This is a genomic window from Flavobacterium sp. Leaf359, assembly GCF_001423985.1.
Lineage (GTDB): Bacteria > Bacteroidota > Bacteroidia > Flavobacteriales > Flavobacteriaceae > Flavobacterium > Flavobacterium lindanitolerans.
Genome location: NZ_LMPW01000015.1, coordinates 233,366 through 252,307 on the forward strand (window position 1 = coordinate 233,366; position 18,942 = coordinate 252,307).

The 18,942-nt window shown below is 35.3% G+C and carries 20 protein-coding genes; 8 read left to right on the forward strand and 12 right to left on the reverse strand.

Features of this window, described 5'->3' with window-relative positions:
- The first annotated feature begins 8 nt into the window (after window positions 1-8).
- The 3 genes from ASG38_RS16315 to ASG38_RS16325 all read left to right on the forward strand — a co-directional run bounded on the left by ASG38_RS16315 (window position 9) and on the right by ASG38_RS16325 (window position 3,284).
- Window positions 9-1,031 carry an LLM class flavin-dependent oxidoreductase gene (locus tag ASG38_RS16315; protein ID WP_056073542.1) on the forward strand — a complete coding sequence of 341 codons (1,023 nt, stop codon included), beginning with the start codon at window positions 9-11 and terminating at the stop codon, window positions 1,029-1,031.
- Between the two features lie 499 nt (window positions 1,032-1,530).
- Complete coding sequence (locus tag ASG38_RS16320; protein ID WP_056073544.1) at window positions 1,531-1,953, forward strand: hypothetical protein; 423 nt, start codon at window positions 1,531-1,533, stop codon at window positions 1,951-1,953.
- A gap of 161 nt (window positions 1,954-2,114) precedes the next feature.
- Window positions 2,115-3,284: a sensor histidine kinase KdpD gene (locus ASG38_RS16325; RefSeq protein ID WP_056073546.1), complete on the forward strand. Its 1,170-nt coding sequence runs from the start codon at window positions 2,115-2,117 to the stop codon at window positions 3,282-3,284.
- Window positions 3,285-3,312: 28 nt separating this feature from the next.
- On the opposite strand, the gene ASG38_RS16330 is transcribed toward ASG38_RS16325, so the two are convergent.
- Complete coding sequence (locus tag ASG38_RS16330) at window positions 3,313-4,938, reverse strand: AraC family transcriptional regulator (RefSeq protein ID WP_056073548.1); 1,626 nt, start codon at window positions 4,936-4,938, stop codon at window positions 3,313-3,315.
- A 741-nt stretch (window positions 4,939-5,679) separates the two neighbouring features.
- Here ASG38_RS16330 and ASG38_RS17775 point away from each other — a divergent pair.
- On the forward strand, window positions 5,680-6,111 hold the full coding sequence (locus ASG38_RS17775; protein WP_157486197.1) for a LuxR C-terminal-related transcriptional regulator: 432 nt from the start codon (window positions 5,680-5,682) through the stop codon (window positions 6,109-6,111).
- Window positions 6,112-6,334: 223 nt separating this feature from the next.
- On the opposite strand, the gene ASG38_RS16340 is transcribed toward ASG38_RS17775, so the two are convergent.
- From ASG38_RS16340 to ASG38_RS16375, 8 genes are all read right to left on the reverse strand, one after another.
- Window positions 6,335-6,721: a hypothetical protein gene (locus tag ASG38_RS16340; protein ID WP_143395045.1), complete on the reverse strand. Its 387-nt coding sequence runs from the start codon at window positions 6,719-6,721 to the stop codon at window positions 6,335-6,337.
- Between the two features lie 5 nt (window positions 6,722-6,726).
- On the reverse strand, window positions 6,727-7,125 hold the full coding sequence (locus tag ASG38_RS16345; RefSeq protein WP_056073554.1) for a GreA/GreB family elongation factor: 399 nt from the start codon (window positions 7,123-7,125) through the stop codon (window positions 6,727-6,729).
- Between the two features lie 16 nt (window positions 7,126-7,141).
- Window positions 7,142-8,422: a Glu/Leu/Phe/Val dehydrogenase gene (locus ASG38_RS16350; RefSeq protein WP_056073779.1), complete on the reverse strand. Its 1,281-nt coding sequence runs from the start codon at window positions 8,420-8,422 to the stop codon at window positions 7,142-7,144.
- A gap of 388 nt (window positions 8,423-8,810) precedes the next feature.
- Complete coding sequence (locus ASG38_RS16355; protein ID WP_056073555.1) at window positions 8,811-10,142, reverse strand: sigma-54 dependent transcriptional regulator; 1,332 nt, start codon at window positions 10,140-10,142, stop codon at window positions 8,811-8,813.
- A gap of 3 nt (window positions 10,143-10,145) precedes the next feature.
- Entirely contained in the window at window positions 10,146-11,237 is a 1,092-nt protein-coding gene (locus ASG38_RS16360; RefSeq protein ID WP_056073557.1) for a sensor histidine kinase, read from the reverse strand.
- A gap of 106 nt (window positions 11,238-11,343) precedes the next feature.
- Window positions 11,344-11,937: a PolC-type DNA polymerase III gene (locus tag ASG38_RS16365; RefSeq protein ID WP_056073559.1), complete on the reverse strand. Its 594-nt coding sequence runs from the start codon at window positions 11,935-11,937 to the stop codon at window positions 11,344-11,346.
- 3 nt (window positions 11,938-11,940) lie between these two features.
- Entirely contained in the window at window positions 11,941-13,857 is a 1,917-nt protein-coding gene (locus ASG38_RS16370; RefSeq protein WP_056073560.1) for a DUF294 nucleotidyltransferase-like domain-containing protein, read from the reverse strand.
- A gap of 80 nt (window positions 13,858-13,937) precedes the next feature.
- Window positions 13,938-14,801, reverse strand: coding sequence for a DMT family transporter (locus tag ASG38_RS16375; protein WP_056073563.1), 864 nt, complete (start codon window positions 14,799-14,801; stop codon window positions 13,938-13,940).
- Window positions 14,802-14,953: 152 nt separating this feature from the next.
- Between ASG38_RS16375 and ASG38_RS16380 the strand changes: the two genes are divergently transcribed.
- The 3 genes from ASG38_RS16380 (at window position 14,954) to ASG38_RS16390 (ending at window position 16,774) form a co-directional block, all read left to right on the forward strand.
- Window positions 14,954-15,460, forward strand: coding sequence for a DUF2911 domain-containing protein (locus ASG38_RS16380; RefSeq protein ID WP_056073565.1), 507 nt, complete (start codon window positions 14,954-14,956; stop codon window positions 15,458-15,460).
- Window positions 15,461-15,581: 121 nt separating this feature from the next.
- Window positions 15,582-16,475, forward strand: a complete 894-nt coding sequence (locus tag ASG38_RS16385; protein WP_056073567.1) for a DnaJ C-terminal domain-containing protein — start codon at window positions 15,582-15,584, stop codon at window positions 16,473-16,475.
- 11 nt (window positions 16,476-16,486) lie between these two features.
- A complete protein-coding gene (locus tag ASG38_RS16390) occupies window positions 16,487-16,774 on the forward strand; it encodes a chaperone modulator CbpM (protein WP_056073570.1) in 288 nt (95 codons plus the stop codon).
- 716 nt (window positions 16,775-17,490) lie between these two features.
- On the opposite strand, the gene ASG38_RS16395 is transcribed toward ASG38_RS16390, so the two are convergent.
- The 3 genes from ASG38_RS16395 to ASG38_RS16405 are packed head-to-tail and all read right to left on the reverse strand — an operon-like array spanning window position 17,491 to window position 18,479.
- The gene (locus tag ASG38_RS16395; RefSeq protein ID WP_056073572.1) at window positions 17,491-17,874 is read right to left on the reverse strand and encodes a SymE family type I addiction module toxin; all 384 of its coding nucleotides are present in this window, start codon (window positions 17,872-17,874) and stop codon (window positions 17,491-17,493) included.
- Window positions 17,875-17,910: 36 nt separating this feature from the next.
- On the reverse strand, window positions 17,911-18,279 hold the full coding sequence (locus ASG38_RS16400; protein ID WP_056073574.1) for a SymE family type I addiction module toxin: 369 nt from the start codon (window positions 18,277-18,279) through the stop codon (window positions 17,911-17,913).
- A gap of 20 nt (window positions 18,280-18,299) precedes the next feature.
- Window positions 18,300-18,479 carry a hypothetical protein gene (locus ASG38_RS16405; protein ID WP_056073576.1) on the reverse strand — a complete coding sequence of 60 codons (180 nt, stop codon included), beginning with the start codon at window positions 18,477-18,479 and terminating at the stop codon, window positions 18,300-18,302.
- Window positions 18,480-18,529: 50 nt separating this feature from the next.
- On the opposite strand from ASG38_RS16405, the gene ASG38_RS16410 reads away from it, so the two are divergent.
- Window positions 18,530-18,940: a helix-turn-helix domain-containing protein gene (locus ASG38_RS16410; RefSeq protein ID WP_056073578.1), complete on the forward strand. Its 411-nt coding sequence runs from the start codon at window positions 18,530-18,532 to the stop codon at window positions 18,938-18,940.
- Window positions 18,941-18,942: the final 2 nt, after the last annotated feature.

The window sequence follows — 18,942 nt, forward strand, 5'->3', positions numbered from 1 at the left end:
ACCAAATAATGAAGAAAATAGGATTTTTATCGTTTGGGCATTGGGCCAATCATCCGGCTTATAAAACGCGTACGGCTAGCGATACGTTACTCCAATCTATTGACCTTGCTGTTGCAGCCGAAGAAATTGGAGTGGATGGTGCTTATTTTCGCGTACATCATTTTGCAGCGCAGTTAGCCTCACCATTTCCTTTACTTTCGGCTATTGGAGCCAAAACAAGTAAGATAGAAATAGGTACGGGAGTCATTGACATGCGTTATGAAAATCCGCTCTATATGGTGGAAGATGCCGGAGCTGCCGACCTGATTTCGGAAGGACGATTGCAATTAGGAATAAGCAGAGGTTCGCCAGAACAGGTTATTGAAGGCTGGCGCTATTTTGGATATGAACCAAAAGAAGGAGAAAATGATGCCGATATGGGGCGCAGTAAGGCCATGGAATTTTTAGAAAGATTGGATGGCGTAGGTTTTGCCCAACCTAATCCAACTCCGATGTTTCCTAATCCGCCGGGTTTACTGCGTTTGGAACCTTACTCAAAAGGATTGCGTGAACGTATTTGGTGGGGAGCCGCTTCCAATGCAACAGCAGTTTGGGCAGCAGAAAACAGAATGCACCTCCAAAGTTCAACCCTGAAATTTGATGAAAGCGGCAAGCCTTTTCATGTACAGCAAGCCGAACAAATCCGATTGTATAAGGAAGCCTGGAAAAAAGCAGGACATCCGGGTGAACCAAGAGTGTCTGTGAGTCGTTCTATCTTTGCTTTGGTAAATGACCAGGACCGACTTTATTTTGGTCAGGAAGCCAATAGAGTAGACCAGATTGGAATGATTGAACCCGGCAGAAATGCCATTTTTGGAAGGAGCTATGCCGCAGAACCGGATAAACTGATAAAAGAATTGGCCGAAGACGAAGCAATTCAGGAAGCCGACACCTTGCTTTTGACTATTCCCAATACATTAGGTGTTGATTACAATGTGCATGTATTGTCATCTATTTTGGAGCATGTGGCACCGGGATTGGGATGGCGGTAGGCTTACCAGTTAAATCTTATATCATTAATACAAAAATAAAATCCCGGCTTATTTAGGCTGGGATTTTTGTTTGGTACAGATTTAAATCTGATAAAATAATATTAATTGCACCTGAATTACTAAATCTGAGGCATTCCCACACTGCTTTATATTGATTGTTACCCCGGATGAAAAAGTAAATTTTTAACTACACGTGCCTACTTAAAAATACTTTTTATTTTCAAATAGTATTTGATTTATATAGTTTTTACTATCATATGATTTTATTTAAATAAATCATTATCAGTTTTTTATGAAAAAATAACTATACACGTGTATATATACGTTGGTTGTTTTTGCTTTTTATTCACCTTGTTTTTTTCCTTTGTAATGACAGCTATTGTCTATTGCCAAAGCATATTTATCCTATGTTATTTGTATAAAGTGGGCAAGGGCTAATAGAGGTTTCTTGCTTAATTAGAACTGTATGGAACTAATAGATTAATGAATGATTTTGAATATGGGACATAATTTAGCAGTTGAAGAGCACCGGATATTAAAGAGTTTTATAAAACAATTCCTGATTGAAAAAAATGACAGTTTGATTCAGAACCATGCCATTGAACTGACTTATATCACCAAATTGCTCAATAGTGTATTTGATACCTGTTTTGATTTTAAGGTCAGTGTTACTGATGTATACAGAATTTTCGAAGAATATGGCTATGTACATTCCATAGCAGGACCCAAACTGTCCATATGGACGGAAACATCTCACATTGAAGCTAACTCATGTGCTATATATATTACTATTTCGCCTATAACAATATTGGAACTTAAAGCTGTTGCTGCCAGCCGTAAAATTGGGTATACAACCGCAGAAATGTTTCAGATAGAGGAAGCACTAGTTAAACTTAGGGCTTTTTGGGCAACTGCTATTTAAAGTACTGTCCCCCACAGTTTTTATTTTTTAGTTCGCCTTTTTTTATACTTACCCCATCAGTCTTATCATCTTGTTGTTTTGAATATTTTTCAAAACAACCTTATTGTTAATTGTTGTTAGAGATTTATAAATAGAACAAACTTAACCTTAAAATATCAGTGATGAACTACAAATTTCTAACCTTATTATTTGCTATGGGAGCCTGTGGGGCTTATGGAGAGGTTGGAATTAGAACCGGAATGTCTGATAATACTATCCGGTTAGAGACCGTTGCTAATAACAAAGGTATTTTGCTTTCTCAGGCAACTCATACCGGCACAATAGCTATTGCAAAAAAAGATAATACCAACGGCCTGTCTGTTTCTGACAAAGTAACTACTTCCGATAATGTAAGGGGGTATGGTTTAGATTATAACCAATTATTGGAAAGCACTGGAAATCTCCAACTATCGCAAAAAGCATTGCGACAGACCGTCATGATATTGATTTTCTTTTTAATATCCTGCACTATTCTGTTATTGCTGCTGTTACGAGCGTATAAAAAAATCAGAAACGATTATAAAAAGAAGGTTGTGTTATGTGAGCTTCTTAAAAATAAAAACAGTTCTTTATCTGAAGCAGATACAATTAAATCTAACCTGGTTTCCATATTGGCTCATGATTTCCGTTCACCTCTTATTTCAATGCTTTATATGATGCGATTGTTAGAAAGAAATTCGGAATTACTTACCAAATCAGAGAAGGAATCTTTTTATCTGGCTATGAGCAACGATATTTCAGTAACGTTGGAAAATTTTGATGCTACCCTGCAATGGATTAAACACCAGCTTGGAGAATTTAAAATCAATTTTGAAACCGTAAATGTCCGTTCGCTGCTTAATGAAGCCATTAGCGGTTACAAGGCACAACTTAATGAAAAAAGTATAACCGTTATTAATAATGTGCCTGAAGGCATTTTAACTACATCTGACCGGGAAATGCTGCAATTCGTAAACAGAAACCTGTTATCGAATGCATTAAAATTTTCTCCCAAGGGCAAAACTATTGCTATAGATGCCCTCAAAACAGGGAAGGAAATTATAATTTCTGTAAAAGATGAAGGACCAGGACTATCCGATAATCAAATGAAAAAACTGTTTTCCATAAGCAGTAAAGGAGGTTCAACACGTGATGGTGCAGGTATTGCACTTTCGTTTAGTAAAGATTTTATAGTAAAACTTGGCGGAAGAATTTGGGCTGAAAACCGCAATACAGGTGGTACCATTTTCAGCTATGGCGTTCCATCCGGCTCAATTAATAGGGAAAGAACCACCGCCAAGATTGTGGCTTAATCATTACAGAAAGAACAAATAAAAAACACTATTCTTTATTTTCCGTTCCTGAAGAAATATCCTTATTTTTTAAATTATCAATAAAATAGGAGGGAGAGATGCCTGTCTCCTTTTTAAATATTGTTGTAAATACCTCTCTTGACGAAAAGCCGCATAATTCAGCAAGATAACTTATTTTATATTCTCTGTGTTTGGGTTCTTCATAAAGTAATTCTACAATATAGTTTATCCTTAAGCCATTGATGTAATTATTAAATGATTTGCCCTTATATTTTTTTATAACTTCAGAAAGATATCGCGTGTTGGTATTCAGATGATTAGCCAACCAGGTAAGGCTAACTTCCTTTTTAATTACATTTTTAGATTTTTCAAATTTTTCCAGTTTCAAGAGTAGGGCATCAGTAGTTTCTTCTATAATAGTAAACGATTTATCTGACGATATCTTACCATAATTTTCTTCTTCAGTAAGTCTGCCTGGTTTTTTTTCTGACTTTAGTTTTTCAATTAAGCTTTCATAGTTTTCATGTAAAATCCTGTTCTTTCTTTTCCCGAATAGCCTTACAATAAAAGCCATAATGACAAGAATACAACCGGAAATAATAACGATTATTGTTGTATGCTTCTTTTTTTCCTGTGAAACGATTTGGTTTACAGGCGCTTCAATACTTGCATTTTGCGCTGCCGTAATACTGTCGTTTATACTTGTATACAATTGCATATACTTTTTTGACAGAGCTTTGTTGTCTAATTCAAGATAGGAGTCTGCCAGCATTTCATAAGACTCTTTTCGCATATAAGGCGAATTAGCTTTTCTTTCTAATTCTAAAGCATTAGTAGCATATTTTATAGTGTTATTATAGTCTTTTTTTGCCTGAAAGAAACGGCCAAAAGAGTTTGATAGTAACACTCTGTTTATGGCCATAAGCTTGTATTTTTTATTATCGTATATGGCTATTGCATCCATAAAATACTTTTCGGCGAGATCTACTCTTTGTGGTTTATGCTGATTTATATAGAACATGCCAATATTGGAGTTAGTACCGGCAAGTATATCATATTTATCATTAAGCTTTGTATCGGGGCTATTGTCATCAATTTGTTTTATTTCTTCTAAACTTTTTTTCAGGTAATGTAAAATGCTATCCTGGGAATAATTGTCGTCCATACGATCAAAATAGGTTATCATATTCCCATAAATGAGTGACGTTTTATAATGACGCGTATTTTTCTGCTGAATTTTTTTTGAAGCTTTTAAGGCAGCCTGGTATTTTTCATAGCTTGGTTTGCTCAATCCCAATTGACCGTGCGCAAGTGCCATCATCCTGTATAAATCTGTGAGTGCTATATAATTTTTGAGTTCCAGTGCAAGGGGTTCCATTTCCCGACTGGTTTCAATCACTTTTTTATAATTATCTTCACGCATATAAAAAACGGTTAACATGCTTCCGCTTTTTAGTAATCCTTCCTTATATCCGATTCGCTTGGAGGCTTCCCTTGCCTTTAGTATAATTTTTAAGCCCTTCTGATTATCAACAAAATCTAAAGTGTATCCCGCATCTTTTAATAATTTGTCGATATCCTCTTTATTTGATTGGGCATTGAGTAGCGAAGAAAACAAGCAGAGAAGGAGTAAGGCCGAAAATATTCTGTTCATAAATTTTTATTTTGTGGGTACTGCAAATTTAATTATTTGTAATATACGTCTTACTATTAAGATTATTTTAATTACTGTATTTAAAAGTCCCGGATGAAAACTTTAATATCGTATTTTATTTTGTAATTTATTAAAAATCATATGTTTATGTATTGTATTTAGTGTGATATATTCCGAAATGATTACACACATGCATGTACTTGCGTAGTTTTTTGGCTTAAAATTGCATTGAATTTCAGGCATTATTTTTAATTACAAACTACTATGGTTTTAGAAAGCATTTCAGGTTTTTATTGCAAATTAATTGAAGTTGGAACCGAAAAGTATACGCAAAAAATGGAAGTGGAACATATTAAATTATGGAATAAAAGTTTCCTTTCGCTCTCGCTTTTATTTTTTGCTATTTCTGTATATGATTTTATTTATATATCATCTTTAATCTCGTATTGCTTCTTTCTTCTGTCTATTCTCTTCTTTTATACGATATTCACAGATTTAAAATTTAATGCCCTTGCCCAAACCTTTACATATCTGTTATTGAGTTTTATTTTTTTTTATATATCTTCTCACATAGGACTGGGGTCGGGAATTTATTTCTATTACATTCCGTTGATTCTATCATTACCTGTTTTTTTTAAAATCAGTAGAAATAAAAAGGCAATAGTATTAATATGCTTTTTCCTTTTTTTCATGATGTTTTTAGATATAAAGACAAATTCAGTTAAACATCCGGTAAACGATATGATTTTTTTCGAATCATTGCTGGGTTCAATTGGACTTGTGTTTTGGCTTGTCTGTTTTATCATAAGAAAACAAGCCATATCCATAAAATATTATAAAAAGAGGGTTGGAATATGGAAAAGAGAAGCAGAAATTGATATAGACAAATTAAAAGAAGTTATAGATATGGCTGTACAGAACAGTAGTCATTTCTTTCCAAAATTTAAAGAACTGTATCCTTATTTCTGCGAAAGGCTGATTGAAATTCAACCTAATGTCGTCGCAAGCGAACAGGAATTCTGTGCCTATATAAAATTGGGTTTTACCACAAAAGAAATAGCTAAGTTTACCAATTCCAGCATTAGAAGCATAGAGGGGAAAAAGTACAGAATCAGGAGAAAATATAATATTAGCGAAAAGGTCGATATTTATGTATGGGCTGCTAATCTATAGAGTTTTGATATTTAATATAATTTGGTTCATCAAACAAATATAAAATCTGCGTAATCATCCTAATCCGTGGCTAAAATACAACTGCACTCGAAGTCAGCCAATCATCTTTATCAAAATAATTAAAAAAAACACCGGCGTAAACCGGTGTTTTAAAAGTAACTGTCTCAAACGAATCTACTTAATAATCATGGTATATTCTCAATTACTTTTTGGGTACAATTAATTATTTATTATTGATTACAGAAAAAACATTCTTCTTGAAATTTCGGTACTGGTAAAAATGTACTTCAATCTTTTCCTTAAAATCGTTATGAGAATTCAGGAAAAAGGTTTCACATTGAAGGTCTTCACATTCTTTCAATACCTCTAATTTTCGGTCATAATTGATTAATTCTTCTTGAATTTCAGAATTCTGAACCTTGAAAACCTTCATCTTTTCCAAGATATTTGAATAAGACTTGTCATTTTTAGCTCCCAATAAATTGGAAAATAAAATGATTTCTTCTTCAATGATAGCCACTTCATCTTTCCAGCGGTCAACATCCCTGTTGATGAAAAACTTTTGCAAGTCATCCTGGTCCTGATGTATCTTGATTACCTCTTTTTTCATGGTCATTATTTTTGTAAAGCGTCCGGTTGTTCTACATTCAGAATTTTTATGGCATTCATTCCGGATGGGAATTGCCACATAATTTCATCTGAAACAGCATAGCCAAATAAGGCCAGTCCCATAGGAGCCAGAATTGACAATCTGTTTTGTGAAATATCGCTTTTTTCGGGTGTAACAATCTGGAAGCTTTTCGGGTCACCAAAAGGCATCTGTACTGTTACTATAGAATTAAACCTTACAATCTCTTCAGGCATGCTTTCCTTGTCCATAATCGTTGCCGATTTAAGCTCATTAGCCAGCTTTTCAATAGAAGCCTTGTAAGTTTTGTCTACATTATGACCTGCATTAGAGATAATCTGTCGCAGCATTTCATATTCTCTTTTCTCGATGATTATTTCTTTCATGATTCACTACAATTAATTAAGGGAAAATACCACGTTGTATATAAGCAGTTTCAATTCTGGAAATAGCCAGAATGTAGGCAGCAGTTCTCCAGTCTACCTGCTTTTCGTTTACGATATTTTGCACTTTTTTGTAGTTTTCAGTAAGTTTCTTTTCGATTTTAGCCATAACTTCATCTAATGGCCATAATTCACCATTACGGTTTTGCAACCACTCAAAGTAGCTACCAATAACACCACCTGAGTTACATAAGATATCCGGGATAATAGTGATTCCTCTTTCCAAAAGAATTCTTTCTCCTTCGTTATCTGTTGGTCCGTTAGCACCTTCTGCTACTACTTTTGCTTTGATATCATAAGCATTTGCAGCAGTAATTTGGTTACCTAAAGCAGCCGGAATTACAAAATCACAGTCTAAAGCGAAGAAATCTTTCGGTTCCATTTCTTTAGCACCTGTGAATCCCTGGATGGAACCTTTTCTTGGTTTTGAATGCTCGTACAAATCATTAACAGAAATTCCATTCTCATTGATAATTGTAGCGTGAGCATCCTGAACAGCCAATAATTTAGCCCCATCTTTTTCCATGAAGTAAGAAACCCAGTAACCTACGTTTCCAAATCCTTGAACGATATATTTTTTACCGGCTAAAGTTTCATTCTTGTTTTCAAAGAAAAGCTTTAGAGTCAGGTAAACACCAAATCCTGTAGCACGGTCACGACCTTCTAATCCACCGGAACCAACAGGTTTTCCTGTTACTACGTGTTTGTTGTTTGACCTTTCAGATGGAGATTTTGTTGACATATAAGTGTCAGCAATCCAAGCCATTGTTTGCTCGTTTGTATTTACGTCCGGAGCAGGAATATCCAATTCCGGACCAATATTATCGCCCAAAGCGAAAGTAAATCTTCTTGTGATTCGCTCTAATTCAGAAAGCGAATAATCTCTTGGATTAATCTGGATACCACCTTTAGCACCGCCATAAGGCAATCCTGCCAATGAAGTTTTCCATGTCATCCACATTGCCAAAGCCTTGGCATCATCTCCGTCCATAGTAGGGTGGAATCTTAAACCACCTTTGTATGGTCCAAGAGCGTTGTTATGCTGAACTCTGTAGCCAGTAAATACTTCTACTTGTCCGTTATCCATCTTCACAGGAAAATGAACAAGGATTTCATTATTCGTAATTGATAAAATCTTCCTGATATCAGGATTCAAATTCATAATGTCAGCAGTTTTATTAAACTGTTCCATTACATTTTCATACATGCTTTTTTTAGCAGGTTCTTTTGCAGTAATCATAATTTTATTGATAGTGTTCGCAGTATATTTTTTTGTTCTCTTTCCAAGCGCAATAATTGTTCCTCTCACAATTAATGCATAATCCTATTTTTACCTGATGTTGCAATATCTCTAAACCGCATGATTTGATACCATTAAAAATATTTTCGGTACAGGCAATAATCGGAATCTGGGGTTGAGGAGATTTCTTAAAGGAAAGCTCCTGTAAATTTTGTGACATAATAACTCTATTCAATTATGGTGACGTGCCATAAAACAAACTGTGTGCCATAGTGTGATACATTTTTAAAAATATTTGATAATCAGTTAATTACTTTTTAAACAATTTTATAATCTAAATAAATACCGGAGAGAAAAGTACCAATCGGGTAAAAACTCCCCAGAGGTCTTAAAGCAGTTTTTGCCTTAATGTTTTTCTGTCTATCTGTAGAATTTCTGCTGCTTTGGTTTTATTGTCGCCAACGGCATGCAGTACTTTTAGTATGTGGTCTTTTTCAATATCTTTTAAGGGCTTTAGGGTTTCTCCTTCGGTAGGTTGTTGGTATTTCAAATAATCCGGAATGTCAACTATATCGATTGCGTAATCACACATAATTATCATTCTCTGTATAATGTTTTCTAATTCTCTCACATTTCCCGGCCACGAATGTCTTAGCAGGATTTCTATTGCCTTGTCAGAAATCGTACAATTCGGTTTTCCGTATTCAATGCCGTATTTTTTTATAAAGGTAGTAATTAAAGGACGGATGTCGTTCTTTCTTTCTCTCAAAGGTTTCGTTTCAATGCTTACTACATTTAACCTGTAATACAAATCTTCGCGAAAGTTTCCTTTTTGTACCATTTCATATAAGTCATTATTGGTGGCAGAAATGACCCTGACGTCTATTTTATGGGCTTTTTGTGAGCCTATTCTTGTGACTTCCTTTTCCTGTAAAACCCTCAACAGTCTGGTTTGCACAGCTAATGGTGCCGTGCCAATCTCGTCTAAAAAGATTGTTCCGCCGTTTGCTGCCTGGAATAAACCAATCTTGCTTTCATTAGCACCTGTAAAGGCGCCCTTTTCATAACCAAATAATTCCGATTCCATCAGGTTTTCAGGAATTCCGCCACAATTCACAGCCACAAAAGGATTTGATGCAAAAGAGCCCTTAAAATGAATGGCTCTGGCAATCAGTTCTTTTCCTGTACCACTTTCACCCTGGATTAAAATGGTGGCTTTATTGTTTTTGACGCGTTCAATAACGTCAACTAAATTTTCAAATTGCTCGGAATCACCAACAATTCCGGCATAGTTTGTTATCTTTTTGTCAGAATCGGGAAGAGTAGGAGAGCTTTTTTTCTTTGAACCTATTTTTCCTTCAAACGAATTCTGTACCGCCTTTTTTAATTCTTCACTGGTAAATGGTTTTACGAGATAATCCAAAGCACCCGATTTTACAGCATTAACAGCCGTATCAACCGAAGGAAACCCCGTAATAACCAGTTTAGGAATTTCAGGAAAATGTTCTTCGGCAAATTTGATTAGCTCAATTCCGTTCAGGCCGGGCATTTGCAAATCCGTAATCAATAAGTCAATGGCTACAACTTTAAGAATATCAATAGCTTCCATTACCGAAGAAGCCTTATAGGTATGGAAATTCTGCGCCTTTAAATTACGCTGTAATAATTCCAGCATATCATAATTGTCATCAACAATCAATATGTTTTCTTTTTTCAGCATTTTTTAGGAGTTTAAAGGGAGCCTTACTTGAAAAATTGTACCTTTTGGTTGGTTGTCCAATGCTATAATGTCGCCTTTATGACTTTTTACTATACCATGCACAACGCTCAATCCTAAGCCGGAACCTTCACCAATGGGTTTTGTAGTAAAGAATGGTTCAAATATTCGTGATTTGATTTCTTCCGGGATACCACTTCCTTCGTCGGCAATCTCAATGTAAAAATTATTGGAATCGTCAGTAACTTTCACCGTAATAGTACTGTTTTGTGGAGCTACGTAAATTGAATTTATAAGAATATTGAACAATACCTGGGTCAATTGGATATTGTCTATCTGGGCTTTTAGTTCCGGATTGTCAAAAATAAGCTCATAAGAAACCTGTGCCTTCTTAAAATTGGGCCCCAGAAGTGATAAGGCCTCAACTACAATAGGTTTAATAGGAACAACCTCCATATTTTGTGGCATTTCACAAGAAAAGAACATCAGTTTTTTGACAATTTCCCTGGAATAAATGGCCGCATTGATGATTTTTGAAACATCCTGAGCTACCTGTCTATCAATATTCTGTTCGTTTATCAATTCGGCAAAACCTAGTATATTTCCGAGTGGTGTATTTAGTTCATGGGCAATTCCGGCTGTTATTTCACCAAGAATTGACAGCCTGTCAATGCGTTCCACACTTCTTTGCAACTGCTTTTCTCTTTCCCGAATATGATTTTTCTCAATATAATTGCCAATTTCAAGGGCAACTTTATCCAACAATTGCTGTTCTTCCTCAATCAGAAAAAAAGCCCCGCTGCTTATTGGATAATGTACTTTGATAAAACCGGCTTCTTTTTCAAAAATAGAAATAGAACTGACCTGAAAAAGGGTATCTTCCGGAAGTTTGGACGTTGTGAAATAAAAGTCATTGCATTGGAGCTCCACTATACTAACATCGCTAAACCGCCAGGCAATTTTCACAATAGTGCAGATTTCCTTTAAGGCAGATTCAGAGCAGTTTGCATTCATGCTCGTGGTCTTTGAAATATCATAAAGACAGCTCAATTCCTTGATGCGTTCCTTAAGTTTTTCTTCTGTTGATATTTCAAGCATTTTTGCCTAATTTATAAAATAGTGGACCGCAAAGTTACTTATTAAATAGAATTGCAAAAAAATATTTGCTTCTTTTTAAGAAAAGTGAAAAAAAACTGGATTTGGGTTATAAACCAAGGCGTTGTTTTAACCTTTGGAATAGGAGTGAAATTGTAAAAGTGTCATTAGAAGCCGTGTGTCTGTCACTCTTCGATATCTTAAAGTAAGCGCCTAATTCATCTAAGCTAAACTGCTTTTCTTCAGGAAGTTGTTTCCATTTCTTAAACATTACTTCAATGTCCAAAGCCTCATTTTTAAGTTTGCCACAATGTAATTTTTCTAAGGCAGTATTAATCATGGCAATATCAAAATGAATCCGGTGTCCTATCAAAACGGCATTGCCTAAATAGTTAATAAAAGCTTCTATGGCTTCACTTTCGGAATGTTTTTCCTCAGGAACTCCTTTTATGATACCTGTTTTTAAGGCTGTTTCAGGAGTAAATTTCTCCTGAAAAATAAGTGCTTCAAAACTATCTTTTACAACAATAGTATTGTTTTCTATAGCTACGGCACCAATAGACAGGATAACATCTTTTTCAGCATCCAGGCCTGTAGTTTCAGTACTAAATGCCACAAATCTTCTGGATTTGTTCTCAAACTTTCCGAGATAATCTTTCCAGAATTGTGGGTAATCTTTATTTATTTTTAGCCAATCCAGCATGATTTATGAAAAATAGGTGAGCTTAAACCTGCTCTTGATTAGTTCCTGAACTTCTTTTATAGGGATAAAGCAATTTTTCAGCTTGACTTTATCAGTTTTTGAAAGCTCTTCCAGATTAATAAATTGTCCGGAGCTGTCATTTTTTAAGCCTTCTACAGTCCTGAATTCGGATAGTGTAAGGAAAGCTTCGGCACAGTTTAGGAACAATTCGGAATTTCTAGGGTCGGCAATTGCCAACTGTTTGAAACGCATATAAGTATTGTTGATTCCTTTTATATTCTGATGCAAAACTAACAAACGCCCGGCATCAATAAGCGGGGTAAGGGCTCTTGTTTTGATGTCAAACATATCTTTATTTTCGCCTTCTTCTTCGACCAGGAATTGGCGAAAGAATCCTAATGGCGGTGGTTTTCTCAAGGCGTCATTGCCCAGATAGTCAAAAAATAATTTGTTTCCTTTCGCATTTTTGAAAATGATTTCCGTAAGGGCTTCTTCGATAGAAGTTTCGCCAAAAGCAATTTCATAGTCAAAGAAAATAGTGTTTATCACTTCACTGTTTTCACCTGGAGTATTAATCCAATTTCCGTATTGTTTAATCCAGTCTGTCAGTGATTTACACCACATCATATTGCTTGAAACAAAACCATCCGGACTTAAGAAATAACCCACCTTTTCAAGGGTAGAAGTTGTTCTTCGGGCCAAACGCAGGAAATAATCTTTTACATCGCGGTATTTGTCCTGTGGCACATCTTCAAAAACCAAAAAGCTATCCTGGTCAGTTAGCAATAACTGTTCTTTTCTGCCCTGGCTGCCAATACTCAACCATGCAAATCGGGCAGGAGGAGAGCCCATTTCAAGAATAGCCAAATCAATAGCACGTCTTGTAATGGCGGTGTTGATTTCTCCTGAAATATTCATGATATGCGAAACCGGAATGTCTTTCGTAATTGAAGTCTGTATCAGTTCTGATAATTTTTCACGAATACGTTTCAAATCTTTAGCTGATTGTGCACGTTTAACTTCCTTAATCAATACACCAGGGTTATTGGCCTGTGCAACCACCAAATCATTTTCAGAAATAATTCCCCTTACAGGAGATTTGTCTGAACCGTCTTCCGTAACGCAGAGATAATCTACATTGTATTTAAGCATATATACCTGAGCTTCAGCAAGAGAAAGGTCTTCAGGTACCGTAACTACAGGTGAAGTCATTATTTTAGCTGCGGTAGTCGAGATTTGGAAGTGACCGGTAGCAATCTTAGAACGTAAATCTTTATCAGTTACGATTCCAATCGGGAAATCATCTTTTGTGATAATGACACTCCCAATCAGCTTGTCGGTCATCATCTGGGCAATATCTCTAACAATAGCTTCAGGAGAAGCTGTTATTGGCTCTTTTGAATACTGGATGGATTGGAAATATTGTATATCGGCCTGTTGTTCCTTATAGATAATATTTTCAGAAATCAGCTTTCCTCTATGTTCTTTGTCATAGGGATTTCGTGTATTGGAGGCAAAGCTCTCCAGCATAAAACTCATTACATCATGATTGGCAAACACATAGGGTTGGAAAATCTGTATCGGAATTGCATAAACAATACTCTCTTCACGGGCTTTTGCCGTCATCAGATAATTGTTTTTGGCAAAAAACGGACGAAGCCCTAAAATATCGCCTTCATCACATTTGTCAATTAAAGTTTCTTCGGCATCAGAAGTTACGGATAACCCAATAGCCCCGGAAGCCACAATGTAAAAGCTATCATGACAGGCATCGCCAATCTGGAAAAGAATCTTACCTTTTTCGAGATAAAGTACCTTAACTTCAGAAGCAATATGCAGTAATTCCTGGTAATTTAAGCTGTTGAAAGGCGGATAGTTCTTGAGAAAATCAACAACCTTCTCCGCAATCGGGTTTTTCATAAAATCTTGTTAGCTAGATGATAAGTAAAAATAAAATTTATTCTGATTCTTTGCAAAAGAAGTTTAAAAATACTTCCACGCTATTTTGCCTGAATTTGTGAAAGAGTAATCAGTACAATAGAACCAAGGGCAAGAACAATTCCGATATAGTTTTTTAAAGTGACTTTCTCTTTAAAAGCGAGAATCCCAACCAAACTGCCCAAAACAATTACACCCAGGTTCATAGCCGCGAAAACGGTGGAAGGATTCTCTGAAAAAGCCTTATGTGCTTTTAAATAAAACAGGATATTTCCAAAGTTTAAAATTCCTAAAAAGGCACCTATAATAATGTTTTTCCATTGTATGGAATTCTTCTTTATAAAAATAGAGTATATCATAAAACACAATGACAATACTAAAGCGCCACAGAATACTATAAATAGGGAAGTGGTGTAAGGAATACTTTTTTCCAGAGCAATCTGCTTAAATAAGATATCAATGATTCCAAACCCTAATAGTACCAACACGGGAAAAATCCATCTGTTTTCCTGGGTGTCTGATTGTTTTTTGGATAGTGTAAGGAAAATTGCCGGAAAGCCAACAATTAACCCCATTAATTTTAAAGTTGAAAAGTTTTCCTTAAAAATAAAATAAGCTGCCAGAATAGGAATAAACAGGGATAGGCGTTGGGCAATATCAGTCTTAACTATACCAATGTGTTTTATAGAAGAAGCCAGTAATAAGAACACAGAAGGCAATAAAATGGCAAGTCCTATATATATTTTCCAGGGCGAACTGCTATTTACCACAGAAACATCAGGCCGGAAGGTAATATAACATAATCCCAACGCCAAAATATAGTTTACAGCTATGACCTGGATAATATCAAATGAATATCTTTTTGAAAATTTAAGAAGCGCTCCTACCGAAACACTGCAAATTATGCTTAAGACTATATAGAACATTTTAAAATCTTTTAACTACAAAAGTAACTGAAAATCGCATTCATTTTTGGTGTTAAAATTCTTAAAAGAATTATAAATAAAAAATCAACAGACATTCACTTGATTATCTTTACTAGCCAAAACATAACAAATTAACAATCAACACAAATCACATGAAACTACAAAAAAGAATCGGAATATTTCTGATGACATTAGTAATGACTACTTTCGCGAATGCCCAGGATAAAAAGGCAAGTCCGGCAGAAACAGTTACCGGAAAAATTAATGGTGCAACAATTACTATTAACTATGGTAGCCCATCCGTAAAAGGAAGAGCTATTTGGGGAGAACTTGTTCCTTTTGGAGAAGTTTGGCGTGCCGGAGCTAACGAGGCTACAACTTTTGAAACCGATAAAGAAATTACCGTTGAAGGTAAAAAATTGCCTGCCGGAAAATATGCTTTCTTTGTAATTCCGGAAAAAGATGCCGCCACCATTATTTTCAACAAAGAGTGGAAACAATGGGGGGCTTATAAAATGGATGCCAAACAGGACCAGTTAAGAGTAAAAGTAACTCCTAAAAAATCAGCTTCAATGACTGAAAAGCTGGTTTATAAAATCAACAAGGACAATATTACCCTAAGTTGGGAAAACTGGGATATCCCTGTAAAAATTAAATAGATTTTCTTCAATACTTAATTTAGATGAAGCACTGTCTGTAAAGGGCAGTGTTTTTTATTTTATGTCAGTTGTGTAGTACTGATTATTTTTTTAAATTTATAGTGTAATAACAATCATAACCATGGCATTTATAGACTATTACAGCGTTTTAGAAGTTGACAAAAAGGCTAGTACTGACGAAATAAAAAAAGCATACCGCAAATTGGCCCGGAAATACCATCCGGATTTAAACCCGAATGATGCTGAGGCCAATAAAAAATTCCAGCAGATTAATGAAGCCAATGAAGTCTTAAGCGACCCTGAAAAAAGAAAAAAGTATGATGCTTATGGTGAAAACTGGCAGCATGCTGAAGAATATGAAAAGGCAAGGCAATCTCAATCACAATCGCAATATTCAGGCAGTTCCTATTCCAATTTTGGAGATGATGCTTCATTTGGCAATGCTGATTTCTCGGATTTTTTTGAATCCATGTTTGGAGGCAGACGAAGTAGTGGCAGGCAAGCCGGTTTCAAAGGACAGGATTACAATGCCGAACTGCATTTGAAACTTCGCGATATTGCCCAAACCCATAAGCAGACCATTACCGTAAACGGGAAAAATTTAAGGATTACGGTCCCGGCAGGTGTAGCAGACGGACAAGTTATAAAACTAAAAGGACATGGAGGTCCGGGAGCCAATAATGGACCGGCAGGGGATTTGTATATTACGTTTAGGATTGAAGAAGATGCGGAATACAAACGACTTAATAACGATTTATACAAAACCGTAAGTTTGGATTTGTTTACGGCAATTTTAGGAGGAGAAATCACCGTTGAAACCTTAGATGGAAAGGTTAAGCTGAAAGTTCCGCCAGAAACCCAGAACGGAACAAAAGTCAGGCTTAAAAACAAAGGCATGGCCGTTTATAAAAAAGAAGGCTCATTTGGTGACCTTATTATAACGTATGACATTAAGATTCCAACCAACTTGACTGAAAAACAAAAAGAAGCTTTTAGGGAATTATCTAAACTTTAAAAAATTAGGAGATGAAAATCGAAAGAATTATTATATCAGATTACTGCAACCATTATAAAATTGAAAGGACATTCATAGATATTCTGGACGAAATGGGAATCATTCCGTTTGAAAACATGAATAACGAAAAATTTATGGATTCTGAAAAATTAGAAGATTTAGACCGTTGCCGGCAATTGTATTATGAACTGCACATCAATCCGGAAGGAATCGATGCGATTTTAAATCTGCTTCAAAAACAAAAAAAACTCCAGCAAGAAATCCAGGATTTAAAAAACCGATTACGATTACACGAATAATTATTTACGCTTTTTAAAATATTTTGGTACGTAGAATAATAAGAAGATAACAAGCAGTATAAATAAATATTCCATTGATATGATTTTGTATGCAAATATAGTTGTGATAAAGGAGAATATTGGTTTAGTTTGGAAAAAGTTTATTTTACATAATATAAATTATAGTTCAAAAAATATACATTTTTAGAACTACAATGTACCTCGCATTATCTTAAATAGCTTTGGTATTTATATGATATGGTTGTTCTTAAGAAAATCCCTTTAATTTTTATTAGAAATTTTTTAAATCAATTTTTTAACTGCTTTTGTTTGATAGAAATATAAATGTAGTCGATTCTTTTTTAAAATTTTTATTCAAAGTCAATACGTTAATTTATCTTTTCCGCTCAAGCATTATGCGTTATTTTCAACTTTATTATTTTTGAGTTAAAGTTTATTGTTTTATAATTTTAAAAAACCGACCAAGCTAAAATGTAATAATTCGTTCGGCTCAAACAGTTTACATTTTTTAACGCTTCGCTACATCCGTTTTATTCACTGGTTTTTATTTGTCTTTAATGGAGTTCATGAATGCTGTGCATTTTTAAACGCTCATTCATCAATGCCAGAGCGTGTGCTTCAATCAAGTTTCTATTTAACATAATGTAGAGAAATTCTGCTTCATATAATGTTTGTATTTATCATAAAACCAACGAATTAAATATTATTTTCTTATGCTATTTTATCTTGATTTGTCCGTTTACAAACCGCAGTTGCTCGAATACTTCGGGATGTACCATTGCTTTGATTTTCTTTCTGAGAAGTCTACTACTTTCGTCTTGGATTCGGGCTAAGAGTTTGGTGTCTAGCGTGTTTGGGTCTTCTTTTTCGACTACTATCCTATTCTGGTATATGGAAATGGTGAGCTTGTCGCCTTCGTTGAATCCGCATTTGCGAACCCATTTGCCAAGGAGCATTATTCGGGATGCGTAGTCGTTTTTGTTGTAGCCTTCACTGTTCATGTAGATGGCGGATACCGTAAGGCGACGCATTTCAATGAGTTGGTCTTTACTTTGGTTTTCTGACTTTTTTTCGGTGTTTTTGGTGTTTTTGGTGCTCATATATGGTGTTTTTTGGAAGTTATTAGGAGTGATTGGTTACCTACGCCATTTGATTTCTCCGTTTTTGAAGCTTAGTTGTTTTACAATGTCGGGACCTAACATTTGAAGGACTCTTTCGCGGACATATTTTTCATGGGCTTTCTGCTCACGTGCCAGTATTTTGGGGTTTATGGTATTGGGTTTTTGCTTTTCTATGACGAGCCTGTTCCGGTAGACACTTACTGTGAGTTTGTCGTTTGGTTTGAATCCGCATTTGTCAATCCATCTGCCCTGTAACTGGACTTTGGAGCAGCATTCGTGCGGGTTGTAATGTCCTTTTATGGGGATGCGATTTACCGTGATGTAACGGGTGTCCAATACTATTTGGTTTTCCTCCTCTTCTGTTAAAACTCTAAAGTTGCACATGATTTGGTGTGTTTTTATGGTTAATATCGTAGAATACGGTTTCCCGTAATTTGGCGTATTTGGATTGGTTTATATTTGTTTCCGTCAGTGTTTTTTATATCATTGTGCAATGATGTTGTGAAGTAAGACAAGGTTTGCGGGATAATCAATTCCGTTTCAGGATGTTTTATTCCGAGAAAAGCATAATTTAGAAACTTCATTTGCCAATAGTTGTTAATTATTTTAACTAAAAACAGTATATTTGAGATTTATGATACATACCGATATGCCAAACAAGAAAATACACCAAGGTCGAAACATAAAGCGTTTCCGTGAAATGCTGGGCATCAAGCAAGACGCCCTAGCCTACGAATTGGGCGAAGACTGGAACCAAAAGAAAATCTCTCTCCTGGAACAAAAAGAATCCGTAGAAAAGGATATTTTAGAACAAGTGGCTAAAATCCTAAAAGTGCCTACCGAGGCTATTGAGAATTTTGATGAAGATTCGGCTATAAATATTATATCAAATACCTTTCAAGAAGGCTCGGTTGCAAATAATTCAGGTTCTTTAAATTATACGTTTAATCCTCTTGACAAAGTCATGGAACTTTTTGAACGATTACTTGCAAGTGAACGAGAGAAGGTTGAATTGATGAAGGAGATTTTGAGTAAAATAAAGTAGCT

Excerpts from the sequence above, each read along its gene's own strand:
- ASG38_RS16330 (WP_056073548.1), bottom strand. The coding sequence starts at position 4,938 with ATGAACAGAATATTTTCGGCCTTACTCCTTCTCTGCTTGTTTTCTTCG.
- ASG38_RS16365 (WP_056073559.1), bottom strand. The coding sequence starts at position 11,937 with ATGCTGGATTGGCTAAAAATAAATAAAGATTACCCACAATTCTGGAAA.
- ASG38_RS16395 (WP_056073572.1), bottom strand. The coding sequence starts at position 17,874 with ATGAGCACCAAAAACACCAAAAACACCGAAAAAAAGTCAGAAAACCAA.
- ASG38_RS16380 (WP_056073565.1), top strand. The coding sequence starts at position 14,954 with ATGAAACTACAAAAAAGAATCGGAATATTTCTGATGACATTAGTAATG.
- ASG38_RS16410 (WP_056073578.1), top strand. The coding sequence starts at position 18,530 with ATGATACATACCGATATGCCAAACAAGAAAATACACCAAGGTCGAAAC.
- ASG38_RS16320 (WP_056073544.1), top strand. The coding sequence starts at position 1,531 with ATGGGACATAATTTAGCAGTTGAAGAGCACCGGATATTAAAGAGTTTT.
- ASG38_RS16325 (WP_056073546.1), top strand. The coding sequence starts at position 2,115 with ATGAACTACAAATTTCTAACCTTATTATTTGCTATGGGAGCCTGTGGG.
- ASG38_RS16405 (WP_056073576.1), bottom strand. The coding sequence starts at position 18,479 with ATGAAGTTTCTAAATTATGCTTTTCTCGGAATAAAACATCCTGAAACG.
- ASG38_RS16375 (WP_056073563.1), bottom strand. The coding sequence starts at position 14,801 with ATGTTCTATATAGTCTTAAGCATAATTTGCAGTGTTTCGGTAGGAGCG.
- ASG38_RS16385 (WP_056073567.1), top strand. The coding sequence starts at position 15,582 with ATGGCATTTATAGACTATTACAGCGTTTTAGAAGTTGACAAAAAGGCT.
- ASG38_RS16345 (WP_056073554.1), bottom strand. The coding sequence starts at position 7,125 with ATGAAAGAAATAATCATCGAGAAAAGAGAATATGAAATGCTGCGACAG.
- ASG38_RS16315 (WP_056073542.1), top strand. The coding sequence starts at position 9 with ATGAAGAAAATAGGATTTTTATCGTTTGGGCATTGGGCCAATCATCCG.
- ASG38_RS16390 (WP_056073570.1), top strand. The coding sequence starts at position 16,487 with ATGAAAATCGAAAGAATTATTATATCAGATTACTGCAACCATTATAAA.
- ASG38_RS16360 (WP_056073557.1), bottom strand. The coding sequence starts at position 11,237 with ATGCTTGAAATATCAACAGAAGAAAAACTTAAGGAACGCATCAAGGAA.
- ASG38_RS17775 (WP_157486197.1), top strand. The coding sequence starts at position 5,680 with ATGATTTTTTTCGAATCATTGCTGGGTTCAATTGGACTTGTGTTTTGG.
- ASG38_RS16340 (WP_143395045.1), bottom strand. The coding sequence starts at position 6,721 with ATGAAAAAAGAGGTAATCAAGATACATCAGGACCAGGATGACTTGCAA.
- ASG38_RS16350 (WP_056073779.1), bottom strand. The coding sequence starts at position 8,422 with ATGATTACTGCAAAAGAACCTGCTAAAAAAAGCATGTATGAAAATGTA.
- ASG38_RS16400 (WP_056073574.1), bottom strand. The coding sequence starts at position 18,279 with ATGTGCAACTTTAGAGTTTTAACAGAAGAGGAGGAAAACCAAATAGTA.
- ASG38_RS16355 (WP_056073555.1), bottom strand. The coding sequence starts at position 10,142 with ATGCTGAAAAAAGAAAACATATTGATTGTTGATGACAATTATGATATG.
- ASG38_RS16370 (WP_056073560.1), bottom strand. The coding sequence starts at position 13,857 with ATGAAAAACCCGATTGCGGAGAAGGTTGTTGATTTTCTCAAGAACTAT.